This window comes from Nocardia carnea NBRC 14403 (genome assembly GCF_000308515.1).
GTDB classification, from domain to species: domain Bacteria; phylum Actinomycetota; class Actinomycetes; order Mycobacteriales; family Mycobacteriaceae; genus Nocardia; species Nocardia carnea.
The window spans coordinates 45076-59463 of the sequence record NZ_BAFV01000001.1 but is presented as its reverse complement, the minus strand read 5'-3'; the positions used below and the strand labels follow the sequence as shown (position 1 = coordinate 59463).

Annotated in this window: 10 protein-coding genes and 1 tRNA gene; 9 read left to right on the top strand and 2 right to left on the bottom strand. The window is 66.5% G+C overall.

Translation table 11 applies throughout. The features are described from left to right. Window positions 1-3 precede the first annotated feature (3 nt). Window positions 4-1299 carry a DUF58 domain-containing protein gene (locus ON22_RS00250; RefSeq protein ID WP_033243789.1) on the top strand — a complete coding sequence of 432 codons (1296 nt, stop codon included), beginning with the start codon at window positions 4-6 and terminating at the stop codon, window positions 1297-1299. A gap of 15 nt (window positions 1300-1314) precedes the next feature. On the opposite strand, the gene ON22_RS00245 is transcribed toward ON22_RS00250, so the two are convergent. Next, complete coding sequence (locus ON22_RS00245; protein ID WP_033244417.1) at window positions 1315-2118, bottom strand: RDD family protein; 804 nt, start codon at window positions 2116-2118, stop codon at window positions 1315-1317. A 106-nt stretch (window positions 2119-2224) separates the two neighbouring features. On the opposite strand from ON22_RS00245, the gene ON22_RS00240 reads away from it, so the two are divergent. Then, the gene (locus ON22_RS00240; RefSeq protein WP_033244416.1) at window positions 2225-3223 is read left to right on the top strand and encodes a stage II sporulation protein M; all 999 of its coding nucleotides are present in this window, start codon (window positions 2225-2227) and stop codon (window positions 3221-3223) included. An 895-nt stretch (window positions 3224-4118) separates the two neighbouring features. Here ON22_RS00240 and ON22_RS00235 read toward each other — a convergent pair. After that, window positions 4119-4201 (bottom strand) — tRNA-Leu (locus ON22_RS00235). Between the two features lie 250 nt (window positions 4202-4451). Here ON22_RS00235 and ON22_RS00230 point away from each other — a divergent pair. The 7 genes from ON22_RS00230 to pknB all read left to right on the top strand — a co-directional run bounded on the left by ON22_RS00230 (window position 4452) and on the right by pknB (window position 14371). Continuing rightward, the gene (locus ON22_RS00230; RefSeq protein WP_033243788.1) at window positions 4452-5828 is read left to right on the top strand and encodes an FhaA domain-containing protein; all 1377 of its coding nucleotides are present in this window, start codon (window positions 4452-4454) and stop codon (window positions 5826-5828) included. Between the two features lie 200 nt (window positions 5829-6028). Further along, the gene (locus tag ON22_RS00225; protein ID WP_033243787.1) at window positions 6029-6496 is read left to right on the top strand and encodes an FHA domain-containing protein FhaB/FipA; all 468 of its coding nucleotides are present in this window, start codon (window positions 6029-6031) and stop codon (window positions 6494-6496) included. After that, entirely contained in the window at window positions 6493-7983 is a 1491-nt protein-coding gene (locus tag ON22_RS00220; RefSeq protein WP_033243786.1) for a PP2C family protein-serine/threonine phosphatase, read from the top strand. Before ON22_RS00225 ends, ON22_RS00220 begins: the two co-directional genes overlap by 4 nt. Beyond that, window positions 7983-9461, top strand: a complete 1479-nt coding sequence (locus ON22_RS00215) for an FtsW/RodA/SpoVE family cell cycle protein (protein ID WP_033243785.1) — start codon at window positions 7983-7985, stop codon at window positions 9459-9461. Before ON22_RS00220 ends, ON22_RS00215 begins: the two co-directional genes overlap by 1 nt. Next, window positions 9458-10924: a peptidoglycan D,D-transpeptidase FtsI family protein gene (locus tag ON22_RS00210; RefSeq protein WP_033243784.1), complete on the top strand. Its 1467-nt coding sequence runs from the start codon at window positions 9458-9460 to the stop codon at window positions 10922-10924. Before ON22_RS00215 ends, ON22_RS00210 begins: the two co-directional genes overlap by 4 nt. Window positions 10925-10961: 37 nt before the next feature. Then, window positions 10962-12470 (top strand): protein kinase domain-containing protein, encoded by a 1509-nt coding sequence (locus tag ON22_RS00205; RefSeq protein WP_033244415.1) that lies wholly within the window; start codon window positions 10962-10964, stop codon window positions 12468-12470. After that, on the top strand, window positions 12467-14371 hold the full coding sequence (pknB, locus tag ON22_RS00200; RefSeq protein WP_033243783.1) for a Stk1 family PASTA domain-containing Ser/Thr kinase: 1905 nt from the start codon (window positions 12467-12469) through the stop codon (window positions 14369-14371). The genes ON22_RS00205 and pknB overlap by 4 nt, the downstream gene beginning before the upstream one ends. The last annotated feature ends 17 nt before the right edge of the window (window positions 14372-14388 follow it).

Sequence of the window (14388 nt, the reverse complement as noted above, 5' to 3'; positions counted from 1 at the left end):
ACCGTGGTCGTCACGGGCCGGTTGTTCGGGATCGCGGTCGCGGCGGCGGTATTCGTCACGGTGGTGTCGCCCTCGTGGTTCGGGGTTCTGTTGACGACCGCCCTACTGTGTGCCCTGGCCGCCACCGACCGCGCTCTCACCGCCGGTAGCGCGGATGTGGTGCTGGAACGGACGGAACTGACGGTGCTACGACTCGGTGCCGCCACCGATATCGAGATCGCAGTAACCAATACGGGCTCCCGCACACTCCGGGGCCGGCTGTGGGACGACTGGCCCGGCAGCGCCGATGCCTCCGGCCGGGAACACCCGCTGAACCTCGCACCCGGCCACCGCGTCCGCGTGCGCACCACACTCACGCCCACCCGCCGCGGTGATCGCGCCGCCGGACCGGTCACCGTACGCCTGTTCGGCCCGCTGGGGCTGACCGGTCACCAGTTCCAGCGAGTGGTGCCTGCGCGGGTCCGGGCGCTGCCGCCGTTCCACAGCGAACGATTGCTCGGCGGCAAGATCAAGCGGCTGCACCATCTGGAAGGCCGGAATCTGGCGGATCTACGCGGCCAGGGCACCGAATTCGATTCGTTCCGCGAATACGTGCCGGGCGACGATGTCCGCACCATCGACTGGCGGGCAACCGCGCGAGCCACCGATGTGCTGGTCCGGACCTGGCGCCCGGAACGCAACCGGCAAGTGCTGATGCTGCTGGACACCGGCCGGATCAGCGCTGCCCGGGTGGGCGCCGGTACCCGCCTCGACGGTGCGATCGAGGCGGCCTTACTGCTGGGCAGTCTGGCCGCAGCAGGCGGCGATATGGTCGGCCTGATCGCCTTCGACCGCGAGGTACGCGCCGAGGTACGCACCGGAGTCGGGCGCGGTGTGCAGCCGAAGCTCATGCACGCGCTGGCAGGGGTCACCCCGGCACTGGTCGATACCGATTCCGAAGGGCTGGTGCGGGCCGCGATCCGCCGGGCTCGCCGCCGCAGTCTCATCGTCTGGTTCACCGGACTGGACAGCGCGGCGGTGACCGAGAATCTACTGCCGGTGCTACCGGTACTCGCCGAACGCCACCGGGTACTGATCGTCTCGGTCACCGATCCGGAGATCACCGCCGCGGCCGCCGACCGCAGCGATCTGCGCGCGCTGTACCGCGCCGCGGCCGCCGAATCCCGGCTCGCCGAACAGGCGGTAGTCCAGGAATCGCTGCGCCGGATGGGGGTTGCCGTGATCGCCGCCGCCGGCCCCGACTTGCCGGGTGCGCTGGCGGACGAGTACCTGGAACTCAAACAGTCCGCGGCCCTGTGATCACCGCACCGCGGCTCACCGCGGCTGCGCGACCGGGGTCTGCGATGGCGCGTACAACATCGGCGGAACCGGTACGTCCGGTAGCGAACGCCGCTGCCGTTCGGCGATCACGCTTCCGAGTATCTGCACAGGCGGATAACCACCCGGGGCCGCGACCCGTAGCCGGGCGCACACCGCCGAAACCAGCGCCTGCCCGATCTCGTGCTGCGCGCCCGGAGTGAGCGAGTCGATACGGGTCAGGTACTGACGCACGGCCAGCGCCAGATCCTCGGGCAACCCGGTGAGATCGAGTCCGGCCGACCAGCCGGTGAGCCAGGCCGGTGGTATCGCCAGCGCCGGCAGGGATAGCTGCTGCCGAATATGCACGACCACCGTTCCGGCCAGGACATCACCCACCCGCCGCGCGCCGGGTGAGCACATAGAACTCGCCACCGCGATCAAGCCGAAGAGACCGAGTATCCAGAAATCGACGATCGCGCCGGTCAGGCCACGGGTGAGCGCATGCCGGAAATCCACCGGGCCACCGTCGGCGCGCACCACGCGTAGCCCCAGAGCGAGTTTGCCCGGTGTCGCACCGCGCAGCACGGTTTCCCAGAACACGGGATAGCCGACCAGTACGGTGACCAGCGAAACCAGCATCAGTGCAGCGAACCAGGGACTGCTGTCGTCCCCCTGCATCACGAGCATCACCACGATGAGCAGCACGATCCCGAGCACGATCTGCAGGACCAGGTCGAGCACGAATGCCGCGACACGGGTCGGGATACGGGCGACCGGCAGCTCGAGCGCCACCGCTTCCCCCGTCGTGAATTCAGCCATATCGAATAGCATTCTTTCACGGCGACCGGGGCCGTGACCGGCTTCGCCGAACGCGGGGGTACAGCACCGGGTGCAGCGGCAGAACGGCGGAGCGGGAGGTAAGCCGATGGATGTGGACGCCTACAGCACGAGGCATCGGCAAGCCTGGACCAGGCTGAACTATCTGACCGGCCGGCGAACCTTGACCGGGGCCGAGGCCGATGAACTGGTACGGCTCTACCGGCAGACCTCCCAGCAGCTGGCGCGGTTGCAGACGCACAGTCCTGAACCGGAACTCGTCGCCGGATTGAGTGCCGTGCTGGCCCGGGCGCGCGGCAGAATCATCGTCGGCAGCTCGCCCGATACCTGGGCCGAGGTCCGGCGATTCTTCACTCATCGGTTTCCGGCCGCCGTCTACCGGGCCTGCGGCTGGTGGCTGGCCGTGGCCGTCGTATTTCTCACCGTGGTGGCGGGCTTCACGACGTGGATCTCGGCGGACCCTTCGGCGCGCAGAACCCTTGGGCTGCAAGAAGACACTCGGGCACTCACCGCACCCGGCGGGGCCTTCGAAACCTATTACACCGAACATCCGAACGACGCATTCGCCGCATTGGTCTGGACCAACAATGCCTGGGTCTCCGCCCTGGCACTGTTTCTCGGCGTTCTGATCCTGCCTGTGTTGTACCTGCTGTTCATGAACGCGCTGAATATCGGCGTAACGGCCGGCCTCATGGCCGATGCCGGCCGGCTGGATTCCCTGTTCGGCTTTCTGCTGCCCCACGGGATGCTGGAGTTGACAGCGATTTTCATCGCCGGTGGCGCCGGACTGAAACTCGGTTGGACCCTCGTCGATCCGGGACGCGCGAGCCGCGCCGAAGCGGTGGCCCGGCAGGGCCGGGCCACCGCCACTATCGCGCTGGGCCTGGTGCCGACGCTGCTGGTAGCGGGACTTCTCGAAGGTTTCGTCACTCCGAGCGCATTACCCACGCCCGTTCGGATTGCCTGTGGCCTGCTCGCCGAGACACTGTTCCTCGCCTACATCTTCACTGCCGGACGCCGGGCGAGCGCCGAATCCGAGACCGTAGCGGGCCTGCCGGCCGGCGGCGGGCAACGGAACCACGAATAGACAACGCCGAGCACACAACAGCGGACACCGCTTTGTGAGGTGACAGCAACGTGGACTCGATGATCAGTGCGAATTCCCCCATTGAATTCCGCTGGCCGCAGCGAGTCGCCGCTCTAGCTGCGGCCAGCGTTACCGTCGACTCTACACAATCGTTATGCCTACGCAACCCATTGCATAAGAGGTCACAGGTATAAGTTCGAACCCAGCAAACCCGCAGACAACCACCCCGCGACCCCACTCCAGCTAACTTCCAGCAGCACCACACGGCCTTACAGCGGCGCTTTCATTTGCAAGTACATTTGGTTTTTACTGGTCACGGCCATATCCGTTACCGGGGTTACACGCAACCGGAAAGCGGCTCGCGAGGCCCACAACACGAACCGCCGTTAACTCGGTCACTCCATCGGCGACCAGGGCATTCGCGAAGGGTTAACACGGTTTCCAGACCGGTCGCCGAAGCAAAAGAAACCCCAGGTCGGTTTCTTCCCAACAAACCTTCACGGTCCCCCGTATTTACCCGCAAGGTAGACCCGCGCATTGTTAACCAGGGTGGTTCCAGGACGTGAACTGGGTCACCGGAGGCTACAAATAAGGCGACCCTCAGCAGTGGTACCGCAACCAAAAATAGGTTATGTGACCTTGGTCTCATTTCGGCATATGGCGGCTACGACACCTGGAAGCGGCCGCGAATCAGCCCGTTCCATATGACTGGACTCGCCTGCGCTCACGGAGGCCACATCGCTACTACAGAACGGACCGAAGGAGCAGCGGCCGCGGCAAGCTTCCGCCGACGCCTTCGACACTGATGCGGTTCGTATGCGGTCGGCCCGGCCGGATCCCGAGCCCGGGCGTCGGAAACAAAAAAGCCGTGAACCCTATGGTCCACGGCTTTCAGTGGGCGAAGGGGGACTTGAACCCCCACGTCCCGAAGGACACTGGCACCTGAAGCCAGCGCGTCTGCCATTCCGCCACTCGCCCGAGCGACGGAAAAGACACTAGCACGGAGCAGACCACTGTACGAAATCACGTGGTCAGAGGCCCGCCGGACAGTCCGGTGACGTGGATTTCGAGGCCGGTTTCACACGCGCGGGGAACTCCATCGGCATTACGGTAGTTACAGGTATAGCCGATCGTGGATATCATGCAGAGAACGTGCTCGTAGAACGACACGCCGCATTCGCGTGTCGTCGTAAAGAATGAGGAGAGACTCACCGAAGGGAGGGCCCAGATGGGGATCGTCTCGAGATTCGAGCGCCGCCTCCAGGGCGCCGTCGGTGACGTCTTCGCCCGGGTCTTCGGCGGGAACGTCGTTCCGCAGGAGGTCGAGGCCGCGCTGCAGCGTGAAGCCGCCGATAGTGTCCAAGATCTCGGCGGTGGGCATCTGCTCGCACCCAACAGCTATGTGATCACCATCAACTCGTCGGACCACCGGCAATTCGATGCCGATCACGACCTCACGACCCGCGCATTCGCCAAACATCTGCAGGATTACATCCGTGAACAAGGATGGCAGACCTACGGCGAAGTACACGTGGTCTTCGAGGCATCCCCTACGCTGCACACCGGAATGTTCAGGACGAGCGGCCGCGTCGACCCCGACGCCGGCCGTGGAGCTGCCTCGGCTCACCGCCCCGAACCGCTACAACGACCCGCTAACCCGCAACCAGGAGCTGGCCCCATGACGCAGAACTCTGGCTACGACCCGAGCCGTGAGCACGCGGAGTCCGATCCACGCAATCGCGGGTACGCTCCCGGACCCGCGGGACGCGGGCCGCAGAACGGCGCGTACCCCGAGGACTACGGTCCCGGCGCGCAGTACAACGGCGCCCCCGATTATCAGAACGGCTACGAGTACCAGCAGGGCGGCGCCGGCTACGACCAGCAGGGGTACGGCGGTCAGCAGGGTTACGACCAGGGCGGGTACGCCCCGCAGCCCGGTTACGACCAGGGTTACGACCAGCAGGGGTACGCCCAGCAGCCCGGCTACGACCAGCAGGGGTATGCCCAGCAGCCCGGCTACGACCAGGGCGGGTATGCACAGCCCGGTTACGACCAGGGGTACCAGGGCCAGCCGGGTTACGACCAGGGCTACGACCAGCAGGGGTATGCCCAGCAGGGCGGTTACGACCAGCAGGGATACGCACAGCCCGGCTATGACCAGGGCTATGACCAGCAGGGGTATGCCCCGCAGCCCGGTTACGACCAGGGTTACGACCAACAGGGGTACGCGCAGCAAGGTGCGCAGGGGTACGCGCAGGGTGCCGCCCAGCAGGCCCCCTACGGCGCCCAGGGCGGGTACGCACCGGCGGCCGGCCCCGGATTCTCTGCCACGCTGGCGCTCGACGACGGCAGCGGCCGCACCTACCAACTCCGCGAAGGCAGCAATATCATCGGCCGTGGCCAGGACGCCCATTTCCGGCTGCCGGACACCGGTGTCTCCCGCCGCCATATCGAGGTGCGCTGGGACGGCCAGACCGCGATGCTCTCCGACCTCGGCTCCACAAACGGGACCCTCGTCAACGGTTCACCGGTACAGGATTGGCAGTTGGCCGACGGTGATGTGATCCGTGCCGGGCATTCCGAGATCCTCATCCGTATTGTCTGATGCCGTAGGCTCGCCGTGCGGATCACGGGAACGCTCTCGCATAATAGGGCGGTCCAATCGTGATCGGTCTCGTCCGACGGTCCTATGATGTGCCGACACACGCGCGGCGCCGCAAGGCGGGCCGCCGGGACGAGCACGGCCAAGGGGTGGGTCACCACTCCGACGGCACCGGCACACGGTCGAACAGGAGGTGGAGCGCCGTGCAGGGATTGGTTCTGCAGTTGACCCGTGCCGGGTTCCTCCTGCTGTTGTGGCTGTTCGTGTGGGCAATCCTGCGTACCCTCCGCAGTGATATCTACGCGGCCTCCGGCATACGGCTCCAGAACCGGGGACCGCGCGGTTCCGCGGTACTGCCGTCGATGCGCCGAGGCCAGAAGGGCGCCAAATATCTTGTGGTGACTCAAGGTTCTCTTGCCGGTACCCGTATCACACTGGGTACCCAACCGGTATTGATCGGCCGTGCGGACGATTCGACGCTGGTCCTTACCGACGATTACGCCTCAACCCGACATGCCCGCCTGTCCCTACGCGGTGACGACTGGTACGTCGAAGACCTCGGCTCGACCAACGGTACCTACCTCGATCGCGCCAAAGTCACCACCGCAGTCCGCGTTCCGCTCGGCACACCTGTCCGGGTCGGCAAGACAGTGATCGAGCTCCGATCGTGACACTTGTTCTCCGCTACGCAGCGCGCAGCGACCGCGGCTTGGTCCGCGCAAACAACGAAGATTCCGTCTACGCGGGTGCCCGGCTGTTGGCACTCGCCGACGGTATGGGCGGGCATGCCGCCGGTGAAGTCGCGTCCCAGCTGATGATCGCCGCACTGGCGCATCTGGACGACGACGAGCCCGGCGAAGACCTGCTGGGCAAATTGAACCGGGCCACCCATGCCGGTAATTCCGCGATCGCCGAACAGGTCGAGGAAGAACCCGAACTGGACGGGATGGGCACCACGCTCACCGCCATCCTGTTCGCGGGCAAGAAACTCGGCATGGTCCATATCGGCGATTCACGCGCCTATATGCTGCGCGACAGCGAACTCGCCCAGATCACCCGCGACGATACGTTCGTCCAATCGCTGGTCGACGAAGGCCGGATCACCCCGGAACAGGCGCATACCCATCCGCAGCGCTCGCTGATCATGCGTGCCCTCACCGGCAACGAGATCGAGCCCACGCTGGTGATGCGGGAGGCACGCGCCGGAGACCGCTATCTGCTGTGCTCGGACGGCCTCTCCGATGTGGTCAGCGACGAGACCATCGCCAACACCATGCGCGAGGGCAGTACCGACGAATGCGCCGACCGGCTCATCGAACTCGCGCTGCGCAGCGGTGGACCGGACAATGTCACCGTTGTCGTCGCCGATGTGATCGATCTCGACTACGGGCAGAGCCATCCGATCGTCGCCGGTGCCGCCTCCGGTGAGGCCGAGGACAATCCGCCGCCGAATACCGCCGCCGGCCGTGCCGCCGCCATGCGCCCACCGGCCGCCGCGCCGCGGCGTACCGCGAACGAACCCGAGCCGCCGCCGAAGAAATCGCACAAACTGCGCTGGTTGCTGCTCGCGGTGGCGCTGGTGTTCGCGGTGGTCGTCGGGCTGGTCGTGGGCTACAAGATGATCCGGTCCAACTACTATGTGGGCGCGGACAACGACAGTGTCGTGGTCATGCAGGGCCTGCCGGGGTCGATCCTGGGTTACTCCATCCACGAGGTGAACCTGGTCGGCTGTGTCACCGCCCAGGGCGAGCTCACTCTCGCCGACAACGGTGCTCCCCTGCCGCAGGGTTGCCGCCCCTTGAAGGTCAGCGATCTCGAGCAGACCGGACGCGATCAGGTCGAGCGCGGCCTGCCGCCGGGCACCTTGGACAAGGCGCGGGAACAGATGCGTGTCCTGGCCGACCGCGAACTGCTGCCGGTGTGCAAGAAGAACGGTTCCGCCGCCCAGCCGGGCGTCGTGACCACCACTCCCGCACCGCCGCCGCCACCGGCCCCGCCCATGCCCACCGAAGCAGCCCCGCCGGCGCCCGCCACGCAAGCACCCGGCCCCAACGGTGAGAATCCGGCACCGCCGGCGCCGCCGACCACCTCCGCGCCGGCGCCGACCACCACCGCTGTGCCCCAGACGCCGGGGGAGAACTGCCGGGTGACGGACTGATGTCCGCACCGGCAGCACCGTCCGCCGGGGCTTTTCCGAGTCCCCCGGGCGGTTTCGCGGCAACGCCGCCACCGACATCGCGGCGCAACACCGAGCTCCTGCTGCTCGGTTTCGCGGCACTGATAACCACGGCGGCGTTGTTCCTGGTGGAAGCCAGCCAGGAACAGTCCGTGACCTGGGATATCGCGAAGTACGGGCTGGCCTATCTGGGTCTGTTCGCCGTAGCGCACCTGGCGGTACGGCGGTTCGCGCCCTACACCGATCCCCTGCTGCTGCCGATCGTGGCGCTGCTCAACGGGCTCGGCCTGGTACTCATCCACCGGCTGGACCTCGCCGACCAGCAGACCGCCGCCTACAACTCCTGGGATATCCCCTCCCCCGACGCCAACTCCCAGATCTTGTGGACCGCACTGGGAATCATGCTGTTCGTCGGAATCCTGGTGGCGTTGCGCGATTACCGGACCCTGGCCAAATACTCCTACACACTCGGACTCGTGGGGCTGGTCGCGCTGGCGATCCCGGCGCTGCTGCCCAGCGCGTTCTCCGAGGTCAACGGCGCAAAGATCTGGATCCGGCTCCCCGGTGTGAGTCTGCAGCCCGGTGAGTTCGCCAAGATTCTGCTGATCATCTTCTTCGCCTCGGTCCTCGTCTCCAAACGGGAGCTGTTCACCGCGGCCGGCCGGCATTTCCTGGGGATGGAATTTCCGCGCGCCCGGGACCTGGGCCCGATCCTCGCCGTCTGGATCGTCTGTATCGGCGTACTGGTCTTCGAGAAGGATCTCGGTACCTCGCTGCTCATCTTCGGCACCGTGCTGGTGATGCTCTACATCGCCACCGAACGGGTGGGCTGGCTGCTGATCGGCGGCGGCCTGCTCATGGTGGGCTTCTTCTTCGCCTACCAGATGTTCGGGCATGTCCGGGTCCGGGTCGAGACCTGGCTGCACCCCTTCGACGACTACAACAACACCGGTTACCAGATCGTGCAGTCGCTGTTCGGTCTGGCCACAGGCGGGCTGGCAGGTACGGGGCTGGGCAGTGGCCGGCCTTCGCAGGTGCCGTTCGCGAAAACCGACTTCGTCGTCACCACCATCGGCGAGGAACTCGGGCTCATCGGCCTGACCGCCGTCCTGCTCCTGTTCCTGATGCTCATCCTGCGCGGTATGCGGACCGCCCTGGCGATCCGCGACAGTTTCGGCAAACTGCTCGCGGCCGGGCTGGCGTTCACGCTCGCCATCCAAATCTTCGTGGTCGTCGGCGGGGTGACGAAACTGATCCCGCTCACCGGCCTCACCACGCCGTTCGTCTCCTACGGCGGTTCTTCCCTGCTGGCGAACTATATTCTCCTGGCCCTGCTCATCAAGATCTCCGATGCGGCGCGCGCACCCGCCCCGGCCCGGCGCCGGGAACCCGCGCCCGCCCCGCTGGCAGAAGCACAGACGGTGATGGTGTCACGACGGCAAGGGGGTCAGCATCGATGAACACACCACTACGCCGAGTGGCCATGGCGGTCATGGCGATGATCGTGGCCCTGCTGCTCAATGCCACCTATATCCAGGTGATCAAGGCCGACGACTACCGTGCAGATCCGCGTAACTCCCGGGTCCTGCTCGACGAATACTCCCGCCAGCGCGGGCAGATCTCCGCGGATGGTGCGGTACTTGCCAGTTCCGTCGAAACCGACGACCGATACAAGTACCTGCGCGTCTACCCCACCGACCCGGCCGCGTTCGCCCCGGTCACCGGCTTTTATTCGATGCAGTACGGCAGTACCGGGCTCGAACGCGCGGAGGATCCCGTCCTCAACGGTTCGGATGCGCAGTTGTTCGGCAGCCGGCTGGTCGACCTGGTCTCCGGGCGCGACCCGCGCGGCGGCAATGTCGTCACCACGATCGACCCGATGATGCAGCAGGTGGCCTACAACGAGCTCACCAGCAAGGGCTACACCGGCTCCGTCGTGGCCATCGAACCCAGTACGGGCAAAATCCTCACCATGGTGTCCACGCCCAGCTACGACCCGAACCAGCTGTCCGGGCACGACGGCGCCCAGGGCACCCAGGCCTGGGAGAGTCTGAGCGCCGACGAGGACCAGCCCATGCTCAACCGGGCAATTTCGCAGACCTACCCGCCCGGTTCCACCTTCAAGGTAGTGGTCACCGCGGCCGCACTGTCCAACGGCGTGGCCGACCCGCAGTCCCAGTTCACTGCGGCACCGAACATCACCCTGCCCGGCACCAGCACCACCCTGGAGAACTACAACGGCACCAACTGCGGGTCCGGTGCCACCGCAACTCTGCACGAGGCCTTCCGCCGGTCCTGCAACACCGCGTTCGTCGAACTCGGGGTCGATGTCGGCACAGCGGCGCTGGAAGACGAGGCTGCCGCGTTCGGTATCGGCCCGCATCGCGGTATCCCGATGCCGGTCGCCGAGAGCACCATCGGCAACATCCCCGACGACGCGGCGCTCGCCCAGAGCAGCATCGGCCAGCGTGATGTGGCGCTCACCCCCCTCGACAATGCCGTGATCGCGGCTACCGTGGCCAACGGCGGTGTACGGATGGAACCGTATCTGGTCGACCAGTTGCAGAACCCGGACCTGAGCGAGCTGGCCACCACCGAACCGGTGTCCGTAGGGCAGGCCGTGAGCGCCGATGTAGCGTCTACCCTGACCGATCTGATGGTCGCCTCGGAGGAGAACACCGCGGGTAGCGGCGGATCGGGCTATCGGATCGCGTCCAAGACCGGTACCGCCGAACACGGCTCCGATCCGCGCAATACACCACCGCACGCCTGGTACATAGCGTTCGCGCCGGCCGAGAACCCGAAGATCGCCATCGCGGTCATCGTGGAGAACGGCGGCGACCGCGCGCTGGCGGCAACCGGTGGATCGGTCGCCGCGCCGGTTGCCCGGGCGGTTCTGGACGCGGGTCTGCGAGGTCGGTGAACGAGATGGATATGCGAGTGAATCTGCGGGGAACCCGATGCTGACAAACGGCGCGTTGATCGCGGACCGCTACCGGCTGCAGCGCCTGATCGCCACCGGTGGGATGGGTCAGGTCTGGGAAGCCCTGGACACCCGGCTCGATCGCCGGGTGGCGGTGAAGGTACTCAAATCGGAGTTCTCCGCCGATCCCACGTTCCGGCACCGGTTCCGTACCGAGGCCAAGACCACCGCGCAGCTCAACCATCCCGGTATCGCGGGAATCTACGACTACGGCGAAACCTACGACCCGCAGGGCGGGGAAACCGCCTACCTGGTGATGGAACTGGTGCAGGGCGAGCCGCTGAACACCGTGCTGAACCGGCTCGGCCGCTTGTCGGTCGTGCAGGGGCTGGATCTGCTGGAGCAGACCGGTCGCGCCCTGCAGGTCGCGCACCGGGCCGGTGTGGTGCACCGCGATGTGAAACCGGGAAATATCCTGGTCACCCCTACCGGACAGGTGAAGATCACCGATTTCGGTATCGCGAAGGCGGTCGACGCCTCGCCGGTCACCAAAACCGGGATGGTGATGGGCACCGCCCAGTACATCGCGCCGGAACAGGCGGTCGGCGAGGATGCCACGGCGGCCAGCGACGTGTATTCGCTCGGTGTGGTCGGCTACGAGGCGCTGGCCGGTCAGCGCCCGTTCACCGGTGACGGCGCACTCACCGTCGCGATGAAACATGTGCGCGACGTACCGCCGCCGATGCCGACGGATCTCCCGCCGAATGTGCGCGAACTCGTCGAGATCACCCTGGCCAAGGATCCGAACCACCGTTACACCGACGGCGGCGAATTCGCCGAGGCGGTCGCCGCGGTGCGGTCGGGCCGGCGCCCACCGCCACCTCGTAATCTCGCCGCGGCCGGTGCCACCAGTGTTATCGCGGCGCCGCCGCCGCCGGCGTACGACGATCCGGCGACCGTCCGCTACACCACTCCGGCCACTGCCATGGCCGGGCCGGCGACGGCCATGGACCACCACGGCGCGCACGAGGTCGACCCGGGCGATTACCGCGACGGTACCGGTGGGGGCGGTCTCGGAAAGAACCAGAAATGGATGATCGCGCTGGGTATCGGTGCGCTGGTGCTCGGCGGGGCCGTGCTGTGGCTGCTCTTCGGCGGTGATACCAATCCGGCGGGCACGCCCGGCGAGACCTCCTCCACAGCGCCGACCACACGGCCGGCGCCGCCCCCGATCACCACCACCTACGAGGTGACCGAACCACCCGTCTGGACACCCACGCAGGAATACACGACCACCCGGCCGCCGGCGACCACCACCACCGAGTCGCCCGCGCCGACCACCACAACGACCCAACCGCCGACCACCACCACCGAGACCACCACTGCGCCGCCGACCACCACGGAATCGACGGGCAGCGAGGAAACCGACACCACCACCACGCCGCGTTTCCCGGTACCGGAAATCGATCTGCCGGGGATCGGCAACAGCTCCCGTGACGACGACAGCTCTCCCGACGTGCCGAGCCACCATCAAGGACAGCCATGACGACCCCGAAGAATCTCTCCTCTCGTTACGAGCTGGGCGAGATCATCGGATTCGGTGGGATGTCGGAAGTCCACCGGGCACGCGATCTGCGGCTCAACCGCGATGTCGCGATCAAGGTACTGCGGGCCGATCTGGCACGCGATCCCACCTTCTACCTGCGTTTCAAACGCGAAGCCCAGAACGCGGCGGCTCTGAACCATCCCGCGATCGTGGCGGTGTACGACACCGGTGAGGCCGAGGTGGACGGCGGACCGCTGCCGTTCATCGTGATGGAGTACGTCGACGGCGATACGTTGCGCGATATCGTGCGCAACGAGGGGCCCCTGCCGCCGCGCCGGGCGATGGAAGTCATCGCCGATGTGTGCGCGGCACTCGAATTCAGCCATCAGGCCGGGATCGTGCACCGGGATATGAAGCCCGCCAACATCATGATCAACCGCGCAGGCGCGGTGAAGGTGATGGATTTCGGTATCGCCCGGGCGATCGCCGACGCCGCCAACCCGATGACCGCGACCGCAGCGGTGATCGGCACCGCCCAGTATCTGTCGCCTGAGCAGGCACGCGGCGAAACCGTGGACGCGCGATCGGATGTCTACTCGGTCGGTTGCGTACTGTTCGAAATCCTCACCGGGGAACCGCCGTTCACCGGTGATTCCCCGGTCGCGGTCGCCTACCAGCATGTTCGCGAGGATCCACGGCTGCCTTCGCTCGTCCACGACGGTGTTCCGCGGGAGCTGGATTCGATCGTGCTCGAGGCCATGGCCAAGAACCCGGCGAACCGTTATCAGAGCGCGGCCGAGATGCGCGCCGATCTGATCCGCGTGCTGGGCGGCCAGAAGCCCGGCGCGCCGATGGTGATGACCGACGAGGACCGCACCACCATGTTGGGGCCGACGGAACCGTCGGCGCGCGGCTATCACCGCCGGGACGACGACGATATCGACGACTACGGCGCCGGAGCCGGTGGGAATCGCCGCCGGGCATATATTGCCGCCGGTGTCGTGGCCGCGGTGGCCGTCGCCTTCGGCCTGTTCTGGATGCTGCTCGGTCCGGGTAGCCGGCCCGATCAGGTCGCGGTACCCGATCTGTCGAATCTCTCGGCCGGCGAGGCGGAGCAGAAACTGGATTCGCTCGGCTTCGATGTCGCCATCCAGGAGAAGCCCGACGGCCGGATCGGCGCCGGCAACGTCATCGCGACCCAGCCACTCGGCGGATCGCGGGCAGACGAGGGCAGCACGATCACCATGCAGGTTTCCACCGGCCCACAGCAGGTGCCTATCCCGCGCGTCGTCGGGCTGAGCCAGCAGGACGCCGCGCAAGAGCTCACCAATGCCGGGCTGCAGGTCCATCCTGATATCAAGCGCGGTGCGTCCAGTCCCGAGGACAAGGACAAGGTCATCGCCCAGGATCCGTCCCCGGGATTCGAACTGGATGCAGGCAGTCAGGTCACGCTGACCCTGGGGTCCGGTCCGGAGCAGGTGTTCGTGCCGGATGTCGTCGGTCAGCTGATCGACCGTGCCCAGCCGAATCTGGAAGGTGCCGGGTTCAAGATCGAGATCCGCGAGGTGCAATCCGCGCGGCCCCGGGGCGAGGTGCTCTCCACCAGCCCCTCCGGCGGTTCGAACGCCGACAAGGGGTCGACGATCACCGTGCAGGTCGCGCAGAGCGATCGGATCTCCATGCCGAACCTCGTCGGCCTCGCCCCGGGTGAGGTCGTGGATACGCTGCGCGACAGCGGCTGGCAGGGCAGCGTCAACCAGGTCCGTCAGATCACCCAGATCACCCTGAACTCCGATCAGGCGGGCAAGGTGCTCAGCCAGCAGCCGTCGGCCGGTACCACCGTGCCCTCGTCGACGACGGTCACGGTCAACACCGGCGTCCTACCGCTCGGCCCGCCCTGACCCCGCGAGATCCGGGA